Raw genomic sequence first — 22,729 nt, 5'->3', positions numbered from 1 at the left:
GATGGAACTCACGGTAAAACAGGAAGGCGAATTTCAATATATAGACGAAGGCAGCGGCGAAGTTTTGTTGCTTTTACACGGTTTGTTCGGCGCGTTAAGCAATTGGGAAGGCGTAATTAAAGGCTTTTCAGATAACTACCGCGTGGTAATTCCGCTTATGCCCATTTACGAAATGCCACTTTCCAAAGCCGGCGTTTCCGGCCTCAGCGATTTTATTTCCGAATTTGTAAAACTCAAAAACCTGAGCAACCTCACGCTTTTAGGCAATTCTTTAGGCGGCCACGTAGGTTTGGTTTACACGTTAAGAAATCCGGGAAAAGTTAAAAGAATTGTGCTTACCGGCAGCTCCGGATTATTCGAAGATTCCATGGGCGGCACCTTCCCGAAACGCGGCAATTACGGCTTCGTGGAAGAGCGTACCAAGCACACTTTCTACGACCCGAACGTGGCCACCAAAGAACTCGTCGACGAAGTTTTCGATATCACGAATTCCAACTCCAAGTGCCTGCGCATAATTTCCATTGCCAAATCGGCGCAGCGCCACAACATGTCCAAAGATATTACGACTATAGATAAGCCAACGCTTTTGGTTTGGGGATTAAATGATACCATTACGCCGCCCATTGTAGCCCACGAATTCAACCGTTTACTAAAGAATTCGGAACTGCATTTTATTGACAAGTGCGGACACGCGCCAATGATGGAGCATCCCGAAGAATTTAACCGCATCTTAGCCAAATACTTAGCCGAACATCCGTGAAAACGGTAGGGTTTTAGGTGAAAAAACTCAAACTTTAAGTGCGTAGTTTCGGTATTAATCCCGACCTTTAACTGCACGCCATTCGTATTTAAATTATGATTGCCGAAGAACTGATAAACCCGATGATCCCGCCGCTCAAGCTTTCCGACTCTACCGAGAAAGCCGTGAAGTGGATGGAAGAATTTCGCGTAAATCAGTTGCCGGTGGTAAAAAATCGTCATTATCTCGGTTTAATTACCGAAGACGATATCATCGAGAAAGACCATAATTACCAGAGCCTCGAAAACATAAAATTCGGTTACGACGACGTGTACGTAATGTACAACCAGCACTTTTACCGGGTTATGGAAGTGGCTATCAAGAATAAAATTCAGGTAGTACCGGTTTTAGACGAGCACCAGGAATTTTATGGCGTTATAACCGTAAACGATACCATCGCCGCTTTCGGGCAAATGTCGGCGTTGCAGGGGCAGGGCGGAATTCTGGTACTTTCCATGCCCGAACGCGATTATTCTCTGAGCCAGATCAGCCGCCACGTAGAAAGCAACGACGCCAAAATTCTGAGCGCCTACGTTTCGCCGGATGAAATGGACCCGTACAAGATCAAGCTCACGCTCAAAATAAACACCACGGATCTTACCCGCATCATCGCCACGCTTGAAAGGTTCGATTACCGCATTATTGCGCAGTTTCAGGAAACCTCCGATAACCAGGCCGATAAAGATCGTTACGATCTGTTGCTGAAATATCTGAATATGTAATTTGCTTTCGTGCTGAACTGCCTGCTTGCTTTATTCCTTACTTTTTTTGCCCCACCCGATACCGTTTCTAAAAAGTTGCCGGGCAGTCTGCCCACTGCGCCAAATAAACTCGAGCTTTGTCCCGATACCAATCAGTTTGAAATTGCCGCCATTGCTTTTGTAGGAAACCGCAAAACCAAAGAACGCGTGCTGCGCGCCGAACTCGATTTCAAAGAAGGCGAAATAGTTTCTGAAAAAGGCCTGGAAAAACGTTTGGAGCAAAACCGTTTAAGACTTTTCAATCTGCAGCTTTTTTTGTGGGTGCGCTACGAAACCGTTTGCCAGAACGGAAGGTTAACCATCATTTTCGAAATGCAGGAACGCTGGTATTTATTTCCGGTACCCATTTTTTCTTTAGCCGATCGCAACTTCAACTCCTGGTGGGAAAAGAAAGATTTTAATAGAATTGATTACGGGTTACATCTGGTGCAGTATAATTTCCGGGGCCGCAACGAAGAACTGAAAGCCAACTTTCAGCACGGTTTCAACCGCAAATACGAGCTTTTTTACACCGTTCCGTACTTCAATAAAAAGCGCAACCTAGGTTTCAGCGTGGGCGGTTCCATTTACCAAAGCCATTCCGTAGATTATAATACTATTGAAAACGAACTGCTCACGCTGCGCCAGGAAGATAGATTTCCCATTCAAAAACGCTATGCTTCCGGCTCCATAATCTGGCGCGAAAACGTCCAGAAACGCACCACCTTCACCACATCCTACCATCAGGAACAAATTTCCGATTCGGTCTTAATTTTAAATCCTGAATTCTTCAGCCAGCAGCAAAACCGCAAATACCTGGAATTTGAATTAACCCGCACGCTCAATTTTCGGAACACTTTTTCTTATCCACTTTCCGGCCATTACCTGCAGTTAAGTTTAAGCCAGCAAGTTGCCGTAAACGGAAACCAGCACAATACCACCGCTCAGGTAAAATTCTCCGATTATGTGCCGTTGAAAAAGAAATTCTACTACAGTTATTCGCTGGAAGCGCAAAGCCGGCTGGCTCAGAATTTAGCGTATTACGATAATGTGGCGTTGGGTTATAAAAGTTACATCCGGGGCTATGAGCTTTACGTAATAGGGGGGCAGCATTACGGCGTTTTCAAAAACGGACTTTCGCGCGAGTTGTTAGATCTGAACCAGATCGAACTTAAATTCATAAAAAATCCCCAATTCAACCGTATTCCTGTTACCTTGTACCTCAATTTGTTTGCCGACGCCGGTTACGTTTTGGAGAATCGCTATGAGCAAACCAATTATCTTACAAACCGCTTAAATATGGCTGCTGGTTTCGGTTTGCATATTGTAACGTATTACGATCGCGTACTAACGCTGGAGTATTCCATAAACCGTGAAGGCGACCGTGGGTTGTTTATACATTCGGCTTTTCCGTTTTAAAAAATGAAGATAGCAATACTTGGTAAGCCCTTTAAAGACGAAATAATCCCGTTCATGCAGGGGCTTTTCGATGATCTGGTTTCGCGCCATGCCGAAATAACCATTGTAGAATATTTTAAAACTTACTTAGAAAATCGCCTGACCCTACCCGAAAATGTCGGCACTTTTAGTAGGGGAGATGATTTAAAAGGTGTAAATTTCGTCTTTAGTATTGGCGGTGATGGTACACTTCTGGATACCGTAACGTACGTGGGAGCAAAGCAAATACCGATCTTAGGGATCAATACCGGTCGGTTGGGTTTCCTGGCTACGGTAGCTTCCGACCAGATTCCGCTGGCGCTGGATGCTTTGTATAAAGGTCATTTTGTAATAGACGAACGTTCTTTGATCCGTGCTGATTCCGATCAGGAAATTTTTGACGGCGTGAATTTCGGGCTGAATGAGTTTACAATTGTTAAAACCGATACTTCTTCTATGATTGTGGTGCATACGTACATAGACGGCGAATATCTGAACTCGTATTGGGCCGACGGGCTGGTGGTTGCCACACCTACAGGTTCTACTGGCTACTCGCTAAGCTGCGGTGGCCCGGTAGTGCTGCCACAGACAAACAATTTTGTGATATCGCCCGTATGCCCTCATAACCTGAATGTGCGCCCGTTGGTGGTGTCAGATAAGAGTGTCATTTCGTTTGAGGTGGAAGGTCGTAGCAATAATTTCCTGGTTTCGCTGGATTCGCGTTCTAAAATTGTGGAAACCGGTGTGCAGCTTGCCGTGCGCCGTGAGAATTTTAACGCCCGGCTGGTAAAGATCAACCAGGTAAATTTTTTATCGACGCTTCGCAGCAAATTAAACTGGGGCTTAGACAAACGAAACGAGTAAGATTACGTTAAAGAAAAATTTGCGAAAAGATTTGAAAATTCTTGCGAATATTTCGGACTAAAGTCTTACTTTTGAAGGTCTCTTAATTTAGGATAGCTATATCGGGATTTATTATTATATAACTTTTAAAAACTATGAAAAACTTTTGCTCCATCGCAGTTCTAGGAGTGCTGTTTTTTTCACTGGTGGCTTCTACAGATGCTGATGCACAACGGTTCACCCGGAAAAAAACGTATAGTTCAGTAGGTGTTCACCTGAACGCTATGAATTATTTCGGAGATATTGTGCCGGAGGCTGACTTCACCAGCTTGCGTTTCAAATCAACCCGGCCAAATATCGGGGTATCTTATATGCGCCGCTTTACTCCCCGGATTTCCGTAAGAGCTGCTTTGGCCTGGGGCCGTATTACCGGCGACGATGCTAAAAGTGCTTCTCAGAATGAAGCGGAAAACTATCCGCGTTTTGTTCGTAACCTGCGCTTTCGCAACGATATCAAGGAGTTGAGCGTGGTTGGTACTGTCGATCTGTTCGAAAACCGTGGTACTTACCTGAAACGCCCAGACTGGTCTCCATATGCATTTGCAGGGGTAGCGGTTTTTGCGCACAACCCTAAAGCGGAGGATGCAAGCGGTAACTTTGTAGCCCTGCAACCACTGGGTACAGAAGGCCAGTTAGCAACAGACCGTGACGGTAAGAACTATCCGGATCAGTATTCTAAAGTACAGATCGCTATTCCATTCGGTGCCGGTGTTCGTTATAAACTGGACAGAAACTGGGATCTTGGTTTTGAAATTGGCTGGAGAAAAACCTTCACCGATTACCTGGATGATGTAAGCACAAACTACGTATTATCTGATGCTGACCTGCCAAGCCCTAAAGCTGTTGAAATGGCAAACCGCAGCTTCGACAGATCTGTGCATGCACCTGGTTTCCAGCGTGGCGATAAAACCGATAAAGACTGGTATATTGTAACAGGCTTCAACCTGACTTACATTCTGCCTACAAACGTAAGAAGTCCGAAGTTCAGATAATAACGGGCCTTCAGGTTCGTTTACTACTGCATGAGATCAAAGATTTTTAGAATAGCACTCCTTATTTGTTTACAAGTAGGGAGTGTTTTTTTTGTAGTTCCGGCATTTGCTCAAAAAAATCAGATTACCAGCGAGCTTGGTATTGGTTTAGGCGGCATTAATTACAAGGGCGAAATTGCCCCTAAGTACCGGTTCGGGAATAACCAGCCAGCCGTTACGGTTTTTTACCGCCGCGATATTTCGGCACCGGTAACATTAAGAGCGAGTGCCTTGCTTGGTGGTATTGGCGGAACTGATAATTACTTTGAATTACCCCTGAACCAATTCCGCCAGGCCCGTATGCGCGGTACCGTGCTGGAAGTGGCTGCAGGTTTAGAATATAATTTTCTCGATTTTTATGACCTTCGCCGGCGTAAACGCTGGACACCGTATTATTTCCTGAATGTTGCCGGGTTTTATGCTTCAACCAATACTGAATCTTCGGTACAGGCTAGCATTGCTGAAGGCTCCGTTGCTAATCTGGTTGAAGGAAATAATGCCATGCTTTCTATTGCTGTACCAACCGGGGTAGGTATTAAATATGCGCTTTCTCACCACTGGAACTTAGGCCTGGAAATAGGCGCGCGCCTCATCTTTACTGACCTGCTCGATAACCTCGGCGATGCTACTCCGCTGCCGCTTGCCAACCCACACGATAACGACTGGTACTTTTACAACGGCATCAGTATATCCTACACTTTCTACAAAATTCCATGCCCGAAAGTGTACAGATCCAAACCAAGCCCGCTTGAATAGCAGTTTTTTGTAAGAAATTGCTACCGTTTTCCTAACTTGCGGGGAAATACTGTTTGGATGAGTCTTCGGGATAAAATAGAACAACACAATTTACCTAAACACGTTGCCGTTATCATGGACGGAAACGGCCGTTGGGCTAAACAGCGCGGCGGTATGCGTATTTTCGGCCACCAGAGTGCCATTACGGCCGTGCGCGAAACCGTAGAAGGAGCCGCCGAACTGGGAATCGAATATCTAACTTTATACGCATTTTCTACCGAAAACTGGAACCGTCCGCAATTTGAAGTAAATGCACTGATGCAATTGCTGGTATCTACTATCGGAAAAGAAACCGCTACTTTAAAGAAAAACAATATTCGTTTACAAACTATTGGTCAAACTGAAAGCCTGCCTGGCAGCTGCCAGCGGGAACTCCGGGAAGCCATGGATGCCACAAGCCAGAATACGGGTATGACCCTGGTATTGGCTTTGAGTTACAGCGGCCGCTGGGATATTGCGCAGGCAGTAAAAAAGATCGGCATGGAAATTCAGGCCGGGAAGTTGCAGCCGGAAGATGTGAACGAAAATAAGTTTGGTTCTTACTTGGCAACTGCCGGCATGCCCGATCCGGAATTATTGATCAGAACCAGCGGCGAACAACGCATCAGTAATTTTCTGCTCTGGCAGATGGCTTACACCGAATTATATATTACCGATTTACTTTGGCCGGATTTCCGGAAAGAGCATTTGCACGAAGCGCTTATTGCATACCAGGCCCGCGAACGGCGCTTTGGCAAAACGAGTGAACAACTTACAAAATGAAAATAGTTAACAGACTTTTTGGGGTATTTTTCCTACTGTTTTTTTGCGGGCAGGCATTTGGCCAGATCCGGATGCAGGGAGGACAAGACCTTGTTCTTGATTACACCAATCCGCAGAAATACGAGATTGGTGGTATTACGGTAAGCGGTACTAAATTCCTGGATCCGGCCACGCTTATTGCCATTACCGGTTTAAAAGTAGGCGATCAGATCCAGGTTCCCGGCGAAGATATCAGCAAAGCGATCAATAAACTTTGGGCGCAGGGCATTTTAGGTAATATAGAAGTTTCGGCTACGAAAGTAGAAGGGCGTTATATTTTCCTCGATTTTTACCTGACCGAACGTCCGCGCCTTTCTAAATTCACGTTCAAAGGCGTTAAAAAAGGCCACGCCGATGAACTTCGCGAAAAGATAAACCTGATCCGTGGTAAAGTAGTAACCGATGCCGTGATCAGCAATACCAAAAATATTGTGCGGAAATATTTCCTGGAGAAAGGATATATGAATGCCAAGGTCAATATCACGCAGCAAACCGATTCCCTTTTGCCGAACAGCGTGGTACTGAACATCGATATCGATAAAAAAGAAAAAGTTAAGATAGAAGAAATTACGTTTTCAGGAAACGATGCCATTGCCGAGGGCAAGTTGCAGAAGCAAATGAAAAACACCAAGGAACGTAAGTTCTGGAAAGTCTTTACCAGTTCTAAATTCCTGAAAACCGGCTTTGAAGATGATAAACGCGCTATTGTAGAATATTACAACAGCCAGGGTTACCGCGATGCGCAAGTCGTATCGGATAGTGTGGTAAAAGTGTCTGAAGACCGTATTCATGTTTATTTAACCGTAGATGAAGGCCGTAAGTATTACTTCCGGAATATAACCTGGAACGGCAATTATCTGTACGACGATAAATACCTGGCAGGCATTTTAGGCATTAAAAAGGGTAGCGTTTACAGCAAAGAAACTCTGGACAAACGCCTGAGCTACAACCCGACCGGTTTGGATATCACTTCGCTTTACATGGACGATGGTTACCTGTTCTTCGGTATCGATCCGGTAGAAGTATTGGTTGAAAACGATTCCATTGATATTGAAATGCGTATTTCGGAAGGTGCGCAGGCTAGAATTAAAGATGTAACCGTAGCCGGAAATACGAAAACCAGCGACCACGTGGTACTGCGTGAATTGCGTACAGTTCCAGGCCAGAAATTCAGCCGGGCAGATTTGATCCGTTCGCGTAACGAAATTGCCAACCTGGGTTATTTCGATCCGGAGCAAATTGGCATGAACCCGATTCCGAATCCGCAGGACGGAACGGTAGATATTAAATATACGGTAGTAGAAAAACCAAGCGATCAGTTTACCTTATCTGGTGGCTGGGGCGGTTTGCAGGGCTTTGTGGGTACGGCTGGTTTCGTATTCAATAACTTCTCGCTCCGCAAAGCTGGTAAATTTAAGCACTGGACTCCGGTTCCGGCCGGTGATGGGCAACGCGTATCTCTGAATGTGCAGGCCAATGGTTACCGTTATCAGTCGTATTCGCTTTCTTTTACCGAGCCTTGGTTAGGTGGCCGCAAGCCAAATTCTCTTTCAGTAAGCTTAAGCCATACGGTTTCCCGTTTGTTGAGCTATGCGGTAGCTACCAAAACAGCAAACGATCCGCTGATCAAGATCAATGGTCTTTCTATTGGTTTGGGTCGTCGTTTAACCTGGCCGGATGACTTCTTCGTGCTTTCGCATTCCCTGGCGTATTATCAGTATAAGCTGAATAATTATGCTATTATGGAAAATTTCGATAATGGTACTTCCAACAGTATTTCCCTGACCAATACCTTGTCGCGGAACAGTTTTGATAGCCCGATCTATACCAAACGCGGTTCTTCCATAAGCTTAAGCGTGAACTTAACGCCGCCATATTCTTTATTCAACGAAAACCGCAAAAGTGAATTCGAATGGATCGAGTTTCACAAGTGGATGTTCGATGCTTCATGGTTCACGAATCTGGCAGGGAATTTGGTATTAAACACAAGAGCGCATTTCGGTTTCCTGGGTAGTTATAATAATAAAATCGGCATTGGTCCGTTCGAAAGATTTAAGCTTGGTGGTAACGGCATGGGCGTAGGAACGCTGCTTGTTGGTACAGAATACGTGGGCTTACGCGGTTACGAAGATGCTACCGTTACGCCAGCGCAGGCCGGTGGAGTTGCCTTCGATAAATTTGTGATGGAACTTCGTTACCCGATTACCCTGAACCCAAGCGCGACGGTGTTTGTTTTAGGATTTGCTGAAGCCGGTAATAACTTTGCCAACTACCGCGATTATAACCCATACAAGTTATACCGTTCGGTGGGGGTAGGTGCCCGTATATTTATGGCTGCCTTTGGGTTACTCGGTTTCGATTATGGTTATGGTCTGGACAGCTATCCTGCTACGCCGGGTAGTGCCGGCAGTCCGTCTGGCGGGCGTTTCCACTTCATGATCGGACAGCAGATCAGATAAATTATTTATATTAGCCACATGAAAAAACTATTTGGTATACTCTTCGTGCTTTTTCTGGCCGTGCCTGCTGCATTCGCGCAGAAATTCGGGTATATCGATTCGGAATTCATTCTGAGTAAAATGCCGACTTATGCTTCGGCGCAACAGGAAGTAAATACGCTTTCGGCTGCCTGGCAGAAAGATATTGAAGGCCAGTATAAAGAAGTGGAAAAGCTTCGGAAAAAGTTTCAGGCCGAAGAAGTGCTGCTGACCGATGAAATGAAGCAAAAGCGGCTGGCTGAAATTGAGACCAAAGAAAAAGATGCCCGTGAAATGCAGAAACGCATTTTTGGATTTGAAGGTACGCTTTTTAAAAAACGCATGGAGCTTATCCGCCCGGTGCAGGACAACTTGTTTGAAGCCGTAGAAAAAGTATCGAAAAAGAAAGGTCTCCAGATCATGTTCGATAAATCTGGCGATATGACGATGATCTACACCAACCCGGTGCACGATTATACTGAATATGTGCTGGAAGAATTAGGCCTGGCTTCTCCGGAAAAAAATCAGCCTGGAAAACGCCCGGCCGGTGCGCTGGTAGATCAACCGGGCGATACGCCGCTACGGCAGCAGGAAGGTATTCAGGAAGAAGAAATGGATCAGCCGGCTCCGGTAAAAAAAGCTGCCCCGGTCCGTACCCAACCAAAGCAAAAAAAATAGTATATAATTAACCCGAAAAAGTAAAAATGAACAAACGTAAATTATTCGCTGCTGTCGCGTTCTTATTTATGAGCGCTGTGTCTTTTGCGCAAACGCCCGTTAAAATTGGTTATACCAACGTAGATTACGTTCTGAGCCAAATGCCGGAAAGCAAGCAAATTGAAGCTGATCTGAAAGCTTACAGCGCGCAACTTGAGAACCAGCTGAAATCAAAATACCAGGAGTTTGAAACCAAAGGTCAGGCGTATCAGAAAGGTGCTGCTACTATGACCGACGTAGTAAAAGCCGACAAAGAAAAAGAGCTGATGAACCTGCGTTCTTCTATCGAAGAATTCCAGAAAAATGCGGATGTATCTTTGCAAAAAAAGCAGCAGTCTTTAATGGAACCTGCTTTAGATAAACTGCAGAAAGCTATTGACGATGTAGCTAAAGAAAACGGTTATACCTATGTATTTAACTCTGATGCTGGTTATGGCACCACGCCGGTTTTATTACACGGTCCGGAAGATGGTAACATTTCTGACTTAGTTCTGAAGAAAATGGGCGTAACGCCGGTTAAACCAGGTGCTGCTCCGGCTGCCGAAGTAAAACCAGCTACACCGGCAACTCCGGCTGCACCAGCTACCAAATCGAAATCTAAAAGCAAGAAGAAGTAATTTCTTTCAGCCAAAATAAAGAAAGCCGGTGCAATTGTACCGGCTTTTCTGTTTCCGAGGGCTACCCAAAACGGTATCATTTTCGGGCTTAAAACTTACCTTTGCATTATAATGGAAGATCTGGAAGACGAAGAACTGGTATTAGACAGCGGCGATGCCGATTCGGATGAATTGTATGAGCACCACCGCATTGTAATAGATAAAAAGCAGAGCCTGCTCCGCATCGATAAATTTCTGATGGACCGCTTGCCGCACGCCACGCGCAACAAAATTCAGAATGCCATCGAAGCGCATACCATTCTGGTAAACAACAAAGCCATAAAATCGAGCTATAAAGTAAAGCCGCTCGATGTGGTTACCATTACGCTGCCTGACCCGCCGCGCGATACCGAAGTGGTGCCGGAAAATATTCCGCTGAACATTGTGTATGAAGATGAGGAACTGCTGCTGGTAAACAAACCGGCCGGTATGGTGGTGCATCCGGCTTATGGCAACTGGACCGGTACGCTGGTAAATGCGCTGTCGTATTATTTAAATAACCTGCCCACCAGCCGTAACGGCGCTATTCGGCCGGGTTTGGTGCACCGCATCGATAAAGATACTTCCGGCTTGTTGGTAATTGCCAAAACGGAATTTGCGATGACATATTTAGCCCGGCAATTCTATGACCACAGCATTGAAAGAACGTATTATGCGTTGGTTTGGGGCGTTCCGAAAGAACCAAAAGGCACGATTACCGGCCACGTAGGCAGAAGTTTGAAGGATCGGCGGGTGATGAGTGTTTATCCGAACGGAGAGCAGGGAAAACACGCCGTAACGCACTACGAAGTGATGAAATCGTTCAAGTATGTATCGCTGGTGAAATGTAACCTGGAAACGGGACGTTCGCACCAGATCCGGGCGCACATGAAATACCTAGGCCACCCACTTTTCAGCGATGCAACGTACGGTGGCGATAAAATTCTGAAAGGGCAACCGGTTGGTTCGTATAAAACCTTTGTAGAGAATGCTTTTAAAATTATGCCCCGTCAGGCTTTACACGCGCAAACGCTGGGTTTCATTCACCCGAAAACGAAGGAATTCCTGCAGTTCTCTACCGAGCTTCCCGAAGATTTTCAGCAGGCGCTCGCTAAGTGGGAGTTGTACGCTGAATAAAGTTACAAGCAGTTTTTAAGCCGAAAAGCATAGCGTTTTTAAAATATTTGAGCTTTGCAGTTTCTTGAGTATTGTGAAGTCATGAGTTTTGGTGGCGAAAATCCTACCGTTTTTAAAGCAAAATAAAATGAAAACGCTATGGTTTTAAGAGCAAAAAGTCAGATCTATTTGAATTGATTTAAAATAAAAAAAGCGCTTCCCATTTCTGAGAAGCGCTTTTTTTTATGGTTTGTAAACCGAAGCTTATTATTTCTTCGTCTTGGTTTTGGCTTTCACTTTACCGTTTACCACATCCGATAAGGTTTTAGCTTGTACGTTTCCTGGTTCCAGGGTAAGTACTTCTTTCAGGTGCATGTTTGCCTGCGCTTTGTCCTTTTTCAGGTAGTTGTAGTACGCCAGATAATAGTTTGCTTCCACCAGGCCAGATTTGTTTTTATCTTTTTCAGCAGAGGCCAGTTCAATGTATTTCTCGTAATGCGGCTTGGCTAAACCGGTTTTAGATTCCGGATCTAAGTTCGCATTGGAGCGGGCACGCCACAAATAAGCCTGCGCATACGTTGGGTTATTGGTCGTGATCAGCGCGTATAAACTATCGGCAGCTTTGTAATTCTTCGCCTGATCGTACAGATTACCTAAATAATAGTAATCGGTGTTGGTAGGCTTGCTGCGGTTCATTTTATCGCGGTACAAAGCAATCGCTTTTGGGAAATTGTTTTGCTTCACGTAGATCTGGGCAATGTCGTTACGCAGATCGGCGCGGGTAGAGTCCATACTCAGGGCTTTATTGAAGCTGTTCAACGCTTCGTCAGACTTATCGGCACGGGCTAAAATTTTACCCTGGTATTCGTAATCCGTAGCCAGTAATTTATCGGCCGGCGTAGTTTTGAAATAATCCTGAATGGCTGCTAAAGCTTTATCATCCTGTTTGGTCTCATAATACGAATAAGCCAGCAAACGCTTCATTACCACGTTGTTCGGATCGCGTTTCAACACTTCTTCGGCTTCTTTAATGGTACCGGCATAATCTTTAGTCAGGTACAGGAAAGAAGCATATACAGCACGGGTTTCCGGCGTGTTTTCCGCCATGGCCACATACTTTTTGTAGTTTTCCAGCGCCAGGTCATATTTACCGGCGAAGTAATAAAGCTCACCCAGATCGCGGTATGCAGGAGCATAATTCGGATCCATGTTAATTACGGCTTGGTATGAGTTCTGCGCTTCGTTGTAGTTACGCGAACGCACGCTCAACTGGCCTTTACGCAGGTGCGCCAAAGCATATTTGCTGTCAGCTGAAATAGCATTTTCGTAAGCCGTCATGGCCTCGCCGCCGCGTTTCAGTTCCAGTTGCGCATCGCCGAGCATTACATACGCAGGCGCATTTTTATTATTGGCTTTTACCGCTTTAGTAAGATATTCTACGGCTTTATTATAATCTTTTTTAGTATCGAAATAAGCGCTGCCAATTACCATCAGCACGTTCGAATCTTTTGATTTGGAGCGTTTTACGGCATCTGCAAACTGTTTATCTGCTTCCGCAACGTTATTTTTTACCAAAGCAGCTTTACCGGCAGCGGCCATTCCCAGCGCCGATTTTTTGTTCATGCCAGCAGCAATATTGTAATACATTACCGCTGAATCCGGTTGGCCGGCTCTCAGATACGCATCGCCAAGAGCAATATTATTAAGCTCGTTATTCTGGTTCTTTACTACTTTCGAAAGGGTTTTCTTTGCTTCACCGTAGCGTTCCATCTCCAGCAAACGACGGCCATCCTGCATGGTCTGGCCTATTGCTGACGAGAAAGAAAAAAGGCCCGCTATCAGGAGCGCATACTTCCAGTTCTTTGTCATGGGTGTTGGTTTTATAAGATTGAATTAAGAAAAATGGTATTACGTTTAGGAAAAAAAGTAGTTATCGTTTCACTTCTACCAGCCTAACCACCCCGCGGGCGGGAGCCAGACCGGCTTTCAGCACAATACGCTGCCCTTTATCTCCGGCCGAGAACGAAACAAACCCCGTGCCAAGACCGGCGCGGGCCTCGCGGCTGATGATATACACCTCGCGGAATAACGGGTAAGATTTCTGCACCAGGTAAGCCTGATAGGGCTGCACGTAATTATCGGGTTTGGCAGGAGTATGCTCCCGGCTTACAGCTACAACTTTCACTTTATTGATAAAACCTACGGCTGTGCTGTCATCAAAATCGCTGATCCAGTTGGCCCCGATCACGCCGATGGAATTCTTGTTTTCCGTTACATAATCTATAACCGACGGAATAGAATTAGACGCGTAAGCCGTTGGCGGCAAAGGCGCTTTATTGGTAATGGAATCGCGCACAAAACGGGCCGTGCTGGAATTAGCGTTATCGAAAACAATAGCAATATTACCAAGTTTGGAAGCCGGGTTCACCTGTTTCCAGGAAGTAGCTTTTCCGCTGAAGATCTCGCGCAGTTGTGGCAGTGAAAGCAGGGTATCGGTATTTTCCGGGTTCAGGATCAATGCAATGCCATCGGTCGCAATTTTGGTTACGCGCGGCGTAATGCGGGCTTTTTCAAAAACCTGGGTTTCGGAAGGAGTAAGCGGGCGCGATACAATAGCCAGGCGGGCGCTGTCTTGCAAAAGCGCTTTTATAGCTTCGCTTTCGGCCGCATAGGTAGCGTTGATCTTTGCATTTTTATAAAGCTTATGAAAAACATTCAGCTGCGTTTCTATTATCGGCTTAAAAGTTTCGTCTACGCTTATTTTAATGGAACCGGAAGTTGGTGTATCGGATGGGCCTTTGCTGCCCGATTGATTGCAACTACCCAGCAAAACGGTAAATAAACCGCCGGTAAGCAACAAAGTGCTGAATGCTTTTATGTTTTTCATGTTCCTGAAACGTGAATTCTGCAAGGATGATAGCACAAATCTAACAATTCTGTTAATAAGACAGCAGCGCCGGCCGCATTGTTTTTCTGCTACCGGCGCTGCCGTTTACTTTTATCTTGCTCTTATAACGCAATATTGCGGAAATTATTCTTCGCGGTGATGGCGGTTTTTGTTCTTAAAATGCTCCTGGTAAACCCGGATTGCCCGGATGATGCCATAAACGACCAACACGCCACCCAGTATTTTCTTGGTAGTTTCATCTAAACGCACCTGCTCAGGCGTAGAAAAGAACAGGAAAACGCCAATGGCCGGGTAAAGCAGCGTCATGACGAGCGAAAAATATTTTACAATTTTGGTATAAGTGCTTTCCGGCTGGTTGCGCGGATTTCTAGGTTCAAACATAAAGCGTAGTTTTTCAGCCTGAAAAGATACGGTTTTTGTGGCTGAAAGTGAGGATGAGGGTTTAGTTTTGTTCTGATAACTATAATTGGAAAAGAACTGGTAATGTAAATTTTACGCGAACTGGTTTTCCGTTTATTTTTCCAGGTTTCCATAACGGCATGGCCTGCAAAACTCTAAGAGCTTCTTCATCAGCGCCATAACCTAAACGTTTTACAATTTTATAGTTACTCAAACTTCCATCCTGATTTACTACAAATGAAATGATAGACCGCCCCTGGATTCGTTCCTTTTGAGCTTCTTTAGGATATTTAATATGAGTTGCTAAAAAGCGAAACATTGCCTCCTGTCCGCCCGGAAACTCTGGTTGTTCCTCAACTCTTTCAATTATAGCAGTGCTATCAGTTTGATCTTTCGTTTGGAATTGGAATCTTATCGGTAATGTAAATTTTACGGCTACTGTCTGGTTATTCAATTTTCCGGGTTCCCAATTAGGCATGCTTTCACAAACTCTTACAGCTTCAGCATCAAGACTTGGTGCTGCACTTTTAATTGTTTCTACTTGCGTTATTTTTCCATTTTTTTCTACTACGAACGAAACAAACACAATGCCTTGCAGCCCATTAACCAATGCTTCGCCCGGATAGCGGATATTTTGCGCGATATATTCCATCATCTTAGTTTGCCCGCCCGGAAATTCCGGCATCGGATCTGCGTAAGAATAAACCTGTTCATCAGTTGTCCGGATCTGTGCTGAAGCAGTGAAAAACGCTATCAAAAAGCAGGCAAAAAGTAAAAGTCGTTTCATGCAATAAAATAAATTCAGAAATGCAAAGCTACGGTTTTAATAACAATTATTGAAAGGCCTTATTCTTTTGAAAACGCTATGCTTTTAAAGCAAAAAACTCCGGAGCTTTCTTAACCCCGGAGTTTCTGAAACTATCGTTTTAAAGTGAACCTGATCGGTAAGGTATAGCGCACTTTTACGGCTGTGCCATTTTGCATACCTGGTTTCCAGGTTGGCATGTTTTTGATCACGCGCATGGCTTCTTCGTCGGTGCCGCCGCCCAGGTTTTTCAGAATGGTTAAACCGGAAATCCGGCCTTCTTCATTCACCACAAACTGCACCACCACCAAACCTTCCAGCCTGTTACGTTCGGCTAAAGATGGATACCGGATATTCTCGCTCAGGTATTTCATCATGGCTGTCTGGCCGCCCGGAAATTCCGGATTTACTTCCACGTATTCGAAGATTTTATTCTCAGGAACAATAATTTCTCCGCCGGTGGTACCGGTTCCGGTGTTTGGTATTACGCCGGTGCCGCCATTGCCTTCGCTGGTGGTTTTACCAGGTTCTATGCCCGGCGGCAGATTTACATCAATCATTGTTTTATGGCCGTTGGCAGTTATTACCGGCTCTATAAATTCCTGGGTGGCGCCTGCGGCCGGCGTTGCTTCCTGCGGTGGTTTAACGTCGGCGGGAGCAGGAGGGGGCGTAATTTCTTCCGGAAGCGGAGGAATGATAATATCCTCAATAATCATAGGCCCAACCGTGGGAATAGACGGCGTATCTACAAATTCCTTCGGAAAGAGTTTGTTGATGATCAGCGGCAGACTCAGGAAAAGCATGAACAACATAATTGCCGCGACGAGGCCACGGTATAAGTTGCGGGTGTAGATCTTCCGGAGCAGGTAAGCACCATACTCGCGGTTTCGGCCTTCAAAAACAATGTCGTCGAAGGTGGTTTGGGTGGCAAAATTGCTACTTGTCATAAAACGGACCGGTTAAAAGTGAATATGAATAATTGAAAAGGTCACGCAATGAGCCCGCAAAAAAAATATGTGGGAAGTAGAATTTTATGCCATAGAAGATCTTAAGAAATGAATGAATTTAGAAAGTGGTTAATATATAGAGAAACGCTATGCTGTAATTTATGTTGTGCTTTTTCTTAGACTTTTTTTACTGAAAACTATAGCGTTTTTTTCATTGTGGTTTAAAGGAAAAGGTGCGCAATAAAAAAACCTCACAGGTTTCTGAAACCTGTGAGGTTTGTGTGTAAAACGGTATGCTTTTAAACGAAAAAACTCCGGACCAAGCAGCCCGGAGTTTTTTATGAATTAGATATTTCTTAATTATTATTTAATGCTGAAGAGAACCGGCAGGGTAAATTTAACTTTTACCGCGCGGCCGTTCTGTTTACCAGGGCGCCACTTCGGCATTGTTTTTACTACCCGGATCGCTTCTTCGTCGGTACCGCCGCCCAGTGGTTTCAGAATTTTAATATCTGAAATTTCACCGTTCTGGTCTACTACGAAAGAAAGGATAACCCGGCCTTCCAGACCATTACGTTGCGCTACCGATGGGTAACGAATGTTCTGGCCTAAGAATTTCATCATCGCTTCCTGCCCGCCCGGAAATTCCGGCTGCTGCTCCACGAATTCAAAAACTTTGTCTTCTACCACATCCGCTACTACTGCATCTCCGGTGCCTTCCAGTCCTGAAAGATCTGGCTTGGTTGTGGTACCTTCCTGCGTTTTTACGTCTACGGCAGCTTCTTTCAGCTCTTGCACGTCCGGCACTTCTTCCTTCCGCACTTCCTCATCCTTTTTAATTACCGGCGGCGTAAACTTAATGGTTTTTTGTACCGGTGGGGGTGGTGGTTCCGCTGGCGGTGGCGGTGGTGGTGGTGGTGGCGTTGTTTTATCAATTGGCGGTGGTTCCGCTAATGTGTTTACGTCTACTACAGCTACGTGCTCTTCTACTACTTCTTCCTTGAAAATGTATTTGGAAATTACCGGAGCAGCCAGGAAGATCATGAACAAAGCAATAGCAATGATCAGACCGCGGGTTACGTGTTTGGTGTAAACCTTACGGAGCATGTAGGCACCGTATTCGCGGTTGCGGCCCTCAAAAACAATGTCGTCGAGGGTGGCGTTGGCATAATTCTTATTTTCCATCAGGCGCGCCGGTTACAGTTTCCAATAATTTCGTATCAAGGTCAGACATATCAACGAGCGCATAACGGCGGGTATTCGTAATGTTCATTTCATCCAGAATATCCACTATGTTTTTGTAGCGCGCCGTTTTTACCGGTTTAATCAATACGGTAAGCTTCGGAATGGTACGACCCAGATCCAGTAAAACCTGACGGATCCCTTTATCGGAGAAGTCAGTGGTTTTCAGTTCTGGTTGCGATTTGCCGTCGTTCAATCCCTGGTAATAATAAACTTTATCGTCTTTACCTAAGATCACCGTCAATGCCTCGGAAGCTTTAAGTTCATTACGATCTTCTTCCTTAACGTCTTTCACAGGCATGTTTATTTCCATGGTCTGTGGTTTGTTGAAGGTGGTGGTGAGCATGAAGAAGGTAAGCAAAAGGAATGCTAAGTCTACCATTGGCGTCATGTCGATCTTGGTCGACATTTTCTTAGCCCGTTTCTTCCCGCCTTTGCCTCCACCGTCACCTTTTGGTTGTATTTCAGCCATCTTCTTATCTCGGTTTGTAGTTAGAAGGTTTCATTTCCATGTCGGTAATCAGGTTAAATCTGTTTACCTTTTTCTCCTGCAACACTTCGATAATCCGCTGAATGGTTGGCACGTCGGTGCTTTGGTCGCCTTTAATGGCCACTACCACATCCGGATTAGTTAAACGGGTTTGCAGCACCCAGTCGCCTAATTCATTTTTAACCGAATCGAAAGGAATTCCGGGTTGGGTTATTTTTTTACGCTGTTCCGGGGTCATTGCCAGATACGATTTCAAACCCGCCATCGGCATACCGAAGCTGTTGGTTAACTCAAATGTTCTCCTTTCATTTTCTGTAAAAGAAACATTGTATTTGGCGCCCATCTTATCGAGGAGACTGAGTCTGGTTGGTTGGCCATCTACGCCGTAAAAAACGCGGTTGTCACTTCCAATTGTTATCGTAATAACGTCTTTTTCGGGAAGCTTAATTTCCGAAATAGAAGAAGGGGTATCGACAATCAACTTTTCTTCCTGCGAAGGTGTAGCTGTTAACATAAAGAATGTTACCAGCAGGAACGCCAAGTCAACCATGGGAGTCATATCCAGTGAAGGACTGGTCCGATGTACTTTAACTTTAGGCATATTTTAAAATCTGCAGTTTTAGAAATTAAGCGTTGTAAGGCGCTTTTGTAGTTGTGTTGCCTTCCTGGGAAGCGAACGTTTGGATGATAGAGAAACCAGCCTCATCGATAGAGTAGGTTAATTCATCAATTTTGCTGGTGAAGAAGTTATAAGCGATGATCGCGATAGCCGAACCGGTAATACCAAGAGCGGTGTTGATAAGCGCTTCAGAGATACCGTTTGCCAGACCTACTGCATCAGGAGCACCACCGGCGGAGAGAGCCGAGAACGCCTTGATCATACCAAGTACTGTACCGATCAGACCTACCAGGGTTGCAATAGAAGCGATGGTTGAAATGATAACCAGGTTTTTCTCCAGCATTGGTAACTCAAGGGCAGTAGTTTCTTCAATTTCTTTCTGAATAGCCAATACTTTCTGATCTTTCGGCAGAGAGTTGTCGGCTACCATTTCTTTGTATTTGTGCAGACCAGCTTTTACTACGTTAGCTACAGAACCTTTCTGCGCATCGCAGGCAGCCATAGCGCCGTTTACATCGTGCTGGTTCAGTTTCATGCGGATAGTACGAACGAAACCTTCGATACCTTTAGAACCTTTTGCTTTGCTGATGGTTAAGAAACGCTCGATACCGAAAGCTAATACCATGATCAGAAGGGCGATCAGGATTGGTACGATGAAACCACCTTTGTAAACAATACCTAATACGTTACCTGGCAGTGGGTGATTGTTGGTGTCGCCACCTTCAAAGTTAGCCGGGTTACCTAAAATGAACATATAAATAATAATCGCAGCTACTATCGCGATCGGAATAGCCAACGTAGCGAACATAGAGCCGGATTTGCCGCTGTCAGTAGTGCTTTTGGTTGCATCTTTGTTTACTGCAATCTTTTTTTCCATTGTTGTTAAAAATTAAATGTTAATTGTTTTGGGTTGTTTTAGTTGTTTGTTTTATTTTTTTGGTTCGAACGTATACCGTTTTGTTAAAACTAATACCCTGAATAAAGGTTTAAATTCCGTAAAACGGCTATTCGTAACGTACAAACCTAATCAAATTCAGAGTTTCTGCCAAATTCAATTCTTTATTTAGCGGTAAAGCTATAAAAATTGAGATTAATTTAACAATTCGGCATGCATACTAAATAAAATATTCAGTTTTGGGCCGCTTTAATTTTCACAGTTCAGATAGGTAGTTTGGAGTGGGAAAAGGATACCATTTTTTCCCGGCGGCGGTTTTGCTGACAAATAGCAATTGCAAATACAGACAGCAAAACCGCCAAATAAGTTTATTTTTTGCGGTAACTTTTTTTAATTCCGGCCCAATTTTTTGGCTTTATTCCAATATTCATCCATCTCGGCCAGGCTCATATTGCGCAGTTCTTTACCGTCTTTAGCCGCTTCGGTTTCTAAAAAATTAAACCGCTGAATGAATTTCAAATTGGTTTTTTCCAGCGCTTCTTCCGGGTTAATATCGATGAAGCGGGCAAAGTTTACCAGTGAAAACAACAGGTCGCCAAATTCGCCGCTGGCGCGTTCACGATCTACTTTTTCCGGCTCGGCCAGGTTAAATTCTTCTTTAAATTCCGAGAGTTCTTCCTCCACTTTTTCCCATACCTGTTCTTTTTTCTCCCAATCGAAACCGGCGCCGCGCGCTTTTTCCTGAATGCGCATGGCTTTTACCAATGCCGGCAACGAGACAGGAACGCCTCCTAATACAGATTTATTGCCTTCTTTTAATTTTAATTGTTCCCAGTTCTGTTTTACCTGCTCTTCGGTTTCCGCTTTTACATCGCCGTAAATGTGCGGGTGCCGGAAAATAAGTTTATCGCATTGCGCGTTCAAAACATCGGCCAAGTCGAAGATGTTGGTTTCGGAAGCAATTTTGGCGTAGAAAATCATGTGCAGCATAATATCGCCGATCTCTTTTTTGAGTTCGGGCATATTCTGCTTCATAATGGCGTCGGAAAGTTCGTAGGTTTCTTCTATGGTGAGGTGGCGCAGGCTTTGCAGGGTTTGCTTTTTATCCCAGGGGCATTTTTCACGCAGATCGTCTAAAACGTCGAGCAAACGGTTAAAAGCACTTAGCTGGCGGCCACGGGCCGAATCGGCAAAAACAGTATTTTCCATAAGGCAAATATACAAAGGTTTTGCAGGAGCCTGGGGCGGAAAAGAAACGCTATACTTTTTGCGGTAAAAAGTATAGCGTTTAAGAATTACTATATAGAAGGAATGGAGCAGAATAAAGCTTTTATAGCTTAAAATCTATATTTAATATAAAACCGAACTAAAAAGAGCTTGCAAATTTCTTATTGCTTTCAGCTTGAATTCATTACTTTTGCACCTGATTAAAAACAGATAATTCGTGGCATTAATAAAATCAATTTCAGGAATCAGAGGAACAATTGGCGGTAAGGCAGGCGATGCTTTAACGCCGGTTGATGTAGTGAAATACGCCGCTGCTTTCGGGGCGTGGGTCTTGCAGACCACCCAGAACAATACGATTGTTATTGGGCGCGATGCCCGGCTTTCCGGCGAAATGGTGAGTAAACTGGTGGCGGCAACGTTGCAGGGCATGGGCATTAATGTAATTGATCTCGGCCTGAGCACTACGCCAACCGTAGAAATGGCGGTTCCGGCTAAAAAAGCTGGCGGCGGCATTATTCTTACGGCCAGCCACAACCCAAAACAGTGGAACGCGCTGAAACTGCTGAACGATAAAGGCGAATTTATTAACGACGAAGAAGGCAAACTGGTGCTGGAAATTGGCGAAAGCGAAGATTTTGAATTTGCGCAGGTAACCAAACTCGGAAAATATACCACCGCCGATTTCCTGAAAAAGCACATAAAAGCCATAACCAATCTGCCGCTGGTAGATGTGGAAGCTATAAAAGCCAAGAACTTTAAAGTAGTGGTAGATGCCGTAAACTCTTCCGGAGGAATTGCAGTGCCTTTACTTTTAGAAGCCCTTGGCGTTACCCAAATAGAAAAACTTTACTGCGAGCCCGACGGTAATTTTGCCCACAACCCCGAGCCGCTGCCAGAAAACCTGCGCGATATTTCCCGCGTGCTGGAAAAAGGCAAATTCGATCTGGGTATTGTAGTGGATCCGGATGTAGATCGTCTGGCTTTGGTTTGCGAAGACGGCAGCATGTTCGGCGAAGAATATACGCTGGTTGCCGTGGCTGATTACGTGTTGCAAAACAACGCTGGCAATACTGTTTCCAACCTTTCTTCTACCAGAGCTTTACGTGATGTAACCGAAAAAGCCGGCGGCAACTATTTTGCTTCGGCGGTAGGTGAAGTGAACGTGGTGAAAATGATGAAAGAGCAGAATGCGGTAATTGGGGGTGAAGGCAACGGCGGTATTATTTACCCGGAGTTGCACTACGGCCGCGATGCTTTGGTTGGTATTGCTTTATTCCTGACGCACCTGGCAAAATCTGGTTTAAGAATGACCCGTTTGCGCGCTTCTTACCCGAACTATTATATTTCGAAAAACAAGATAGAATTAACGCCGGAAATTAACGTAGACGATGTGCTGGTGCAAATGCAGGATCGCTACAAAAAGCAACCGGTAAACACTATAGACGGCGTTAAAATTGAGTTCGACAAGGAGTGGGTTCATCTGCGCAAATCCAACACCGAACCGATCATCCGTATCTACGCCGAATCGGATTCTAACGCTACGGCGGAGCATTTGGCTAATAAGATCATTGCCGATATCAAGGAAATTATTTCGGTGAAAGCGTAGGTTTTAATTAGAAATTACGAATTAGAAATTGAAAAGTCTGTTGCGGAAACGCTTCAGACTTTTTTGCTTTAAAAGCATAGCGTTTTCGTCATCCCGAGCGCTAGTCGAGGGAACTTATAAAGCCGCATATCTGTGTTTTT

At 44.8% G+C, this 22,729-nt stretch carries 22 protein-coding genes; 12 read left to right on the top strand and 10 right to left on the bottom strand.

Annotated features, from left to right (window positions below; all coding sequences use genetic code 11):
• The first annotated feature begins 1 nt into the window (after nt 1).
• The 11 genes from ACFPIB_RS08400 (at nt 2) to ACFPIB_RS08350 (ending at nt 11,472) form a co-directional block, all read left to right on the top strand.
• The gene (locus tag ACFPIB_RS08400; protein WP_378016990.1) at nt 2-760 is read left to right on the top strand and encodes an alpha/beta fold hydrolase; all 759 of its coding nucleotides are present in this window, start codon (nt 2-4) and stop codon (nt 758-760) included.
• 95 nt (nt 761-855) lie between these two features.
• Nucleotides 856-1,521: a CBS domain-containing protein gene (locus tag ACFPIB_RS08395; protein WP_378016989.1), complete on the top strand. Its 666-nt coding sequence runs from the start codon at nt 856-858 to the stop codon at nt 1,519-1,521.
• A 9-nt stretch (nt 1,522-1,530) separates the two neighbouring features.
• Nucleotides 1,531-2,958 (top strand): POTRA domain-containing protein, encoded by a 1,428-nt coding sequence (locus tag ACFPIB_RS08390; protein ID WP_378016988.1) that lies wholly within the window; start codon nt 1,531-1,533, stop codon nt 2,956-2,958.
• A 3-nt stretch (nt 2,959-2,961) separates the two neighbouring features.
• Entirely contained in the window at nt 2,962-3,840 is an 879-nt protein-coding gene (locus ACFPIB_RS08385) for an NAD kinase (RefSeq protein WP_378016987.1), read from the top strand.
• 134 nt (nt 3,841-3,974) lie between these two features.
• Nucleotides 3,975-4,871, top strand: a complete 897-nt coding sequence (locus ACFPIB_RS08380; protein WP_378016986.1) for a DUF6089 family protein — start codon at nt 3,975-3,977, stop codon at nt 4,869-4,871.
• 30 nt (nt 4,872-4,901) lie between these two features.
• Nucleotides 4,902-5,666 (top strand): type IX secretion system protein PorG, encoded by a 765-nt coding sequence (gene porG / locus ACFPIB_RS08375; RefSeq protein WP_378016985.1) that lies wholly within the window; start codon nt 4,902-4,904, stop codon nt 5,664-5,666.
• Nucleotides 5,667-5,723: 57 nt separating this feature from the next.
• Entirely contained in the window at nt 5,724-6,467 is a 744-nt protein-coding gene (locus ACFPIB_RS08370) for an isoprenyl transferase (RefSeq protein WP_378016984.1), read from the top strand.
• A complete protein-coding gene (bamA, locus tag ACFPIB_RS08365) occupies nt 6,464-8,965 on the top strand; it encodes an outer membrane protein assembly factor BamA (RefSeq protein WP_378016983.1) in 2,502 nt (833 codons plus the stop codon). Before ACFPIB_RS08370 ends, bamA begins: the two co-directional genes overlap by 4 nt.
• Before the next feature lie 18 nt (nt 8,966-8,983).
• Nucleotides 8,984-9,661 carry an OmpH/Skp family outer membrane protein gene (locus tag ACFPIB_RS08360; RefSeq protein ID WP_378016982.1) on the top strand — a complete coding sequence of 226 codons (678 nt, stop codon included), beginning with the start codon at nt 8,984-8,986 and terminating at the stop codon, nt 9,659-9,661.
• 26 nt (nt 9,662-9,687) lie between these two features.
• Complete coding sequence (locus tag ACFPIB_RS08355; RefSeq protein ID WP_378016981.1) at nt 9,688-10,317, top strand: OmpH/Skp family outer membrane protein; 630 nt, start codon at nt 9,688-9,690, stop codon at nt 10,315-10,317.
• 111 nt (nt 10,318-10,428) lie between these two features.
• A complete protein-coding gene (locus ACFPIB_RS08350) occupies nt 10,429-11,472 on the top strand; it encodes an RluA family pseudouridine synthase (protein ID WP_378016980.1) in 1,044 nt (347 codons plus the stop codon).
• A gap of 246 nt (nt 11,473-11,718) precedes the next feature.
• On the opposite strand, the gene ACFPIB_RS08345 is transcribed toward ACFPIB_RS08350, so the two are convergent.
• The 10 genes from ACFPIB_RS08345 to mazG form a co-directional block, all read right to left on the bottom strand.
• Entirely contained in the window at nt 11,719-13,320 is a 1,602-nt protein-coding gene (locus tag ACFPIB_RS08345; protein ID WP_378016979.1) for a tetratricopeptide repeat protein, read from the bottom strand.
• Nucleotides 13,321-13,381: 61 nt separating this feature from the next.
• Entirely contained in the window at nt 13,382-14,338 is a 957-nt protein-coding gene (locus ACFPIB_RS08340) for a PstS family phosphate ABC transporter substrate-binding protein (RefSeq protein ID WP_378016978.1), read from the bottom strand.
• 144 nt (nt 14,339-14,482) lie between these two features.
• On the bottom strand, nt 14,483-14,740 hold the full coding sequence (locus ACFPIB_RS08335) for a hypothetical protein (protein WP_378016977.1): 258 nt from the start codon (nt 14,738-14,740) through the stop codon (nt 14,483-14,485).
• Nucleotides 14,741-14,819: 79 nt separating this feature from the next.
• Nucleotides 14,820-15,545 (bottom strand): energy transducer TonB, encoded by a 726-nt coding sequence (locus ACFPIB_RS08330; RefSeq protein ID WP_378016976.1) that lies wholly within the window; start codon nt 15,543-15,545, stop codon nt 14,820-14,822.
• A 131-nt stretch (nt 15,546-15,676) separates the two neighbouring features.
• Complete coding sequence (locus tag ACFPIB_RS08325; RefSeq protein ID WP_378016975.1) at nt 15,677-16,510, bottom strand: energy transducer TonB; 834 nt, start codon at nt 16,508-16,510, stop codon at nt 15,677-15,679.
• 363 nt (nt 16,511-16,873) lie between these two features.
• Nucleotides 16,874-17,695, bottom strand: a complete 822-nt coding sequence (locus tag ACFPIB_RS08320) for an energy transducer TonB (RefSeq protein ID WP_378016974.1) — start codon at nt 17,693-17,695, stop codon at nt 16,874-16,876.
• Nucleotides 17,685-18,224: an ExbD/TolR family protein gene (locus ACFPIB_RS08315; protein ID WP_378016973.1), complete on the bottom strand. Its 540-nt coding sequence runs from the start codon at nt 18,222-18,224 to the stop codon at nt 17,685-17,687. Before ACFPIB_RS08315 ends, ACFPIB_RS08320 begins: the two co-directional genes overlap by 11 nt.
• Before the next feature lie 4 nt (nt 18,225-18,228).
• Complete coding sequence (locus ACFPIB_RS08310; protein WP_378016972.1) at nt 18,229-18,843, bottom strand: ExbD/TolR family protein; 615 nt, start codon at nt 18,841-18,843, stop codon at nt 18,229-18,231.
• 25 nt (nt 18,844-18,868) lie between these two features.
• The gene (locus ACFPIB_RS08305; RefSeq protein ID WP_378016971.1) at nt 18,869-19,738 is read right to left on the bottom strand and encodes a MotA/TolQ/ExbB proton channel family protein; all 870 of its coding nucleotides are present in this window, start codon (nt 19,736-19,738) and stop codon (nt 18,869-18,871) included.
• Nucleotides 19,739-20,146: 408 nt separating this feature from the next.
• Nucleotides 20,147-20,965 (bottom strand): nucleoside triphosphate pyrophosphohydrolase, encoded by an 819-nt coding sequence (gene mazG, locus ACFPIB_RS08300; protein WP_378016970.1) that lies wholly within the window; start codon nt 20,963-20,965, stop codon nt 20,147-20,149.
• A gap of 235 nt (nt 20,966-21,200) precedes the next feature.
• Here mazG and glmM point away from each other — a divergent pair, with 235 nt between their 5' ends.
• Entirely contained in the window at nt 21,201-22,589 is a 1,389-nt protein-coding gene (gene glmM, locus ACFPIB_RS08295) for a phosphoglucosamine mutase (protein WP_378016969.1), read from the top strand.
• Nucleotides 22,590-22,729: the final 140 nt, after the last annotated feature.

Source organism: Adhaeribacter terreus (genome assembly GCF_042657365.1).
Classification (GTDB): Bacteria; Bacteroidota; Bacteroidia; order Cytophagales; family Hymenobacteraceae; genus Adhaeribacter_A; species Adhaeribacter_A terreus.
Note: the sequence above shows the minus strand (reverse complement) of the source record. Positions and strands in the feature narration are given on the sequence as shown.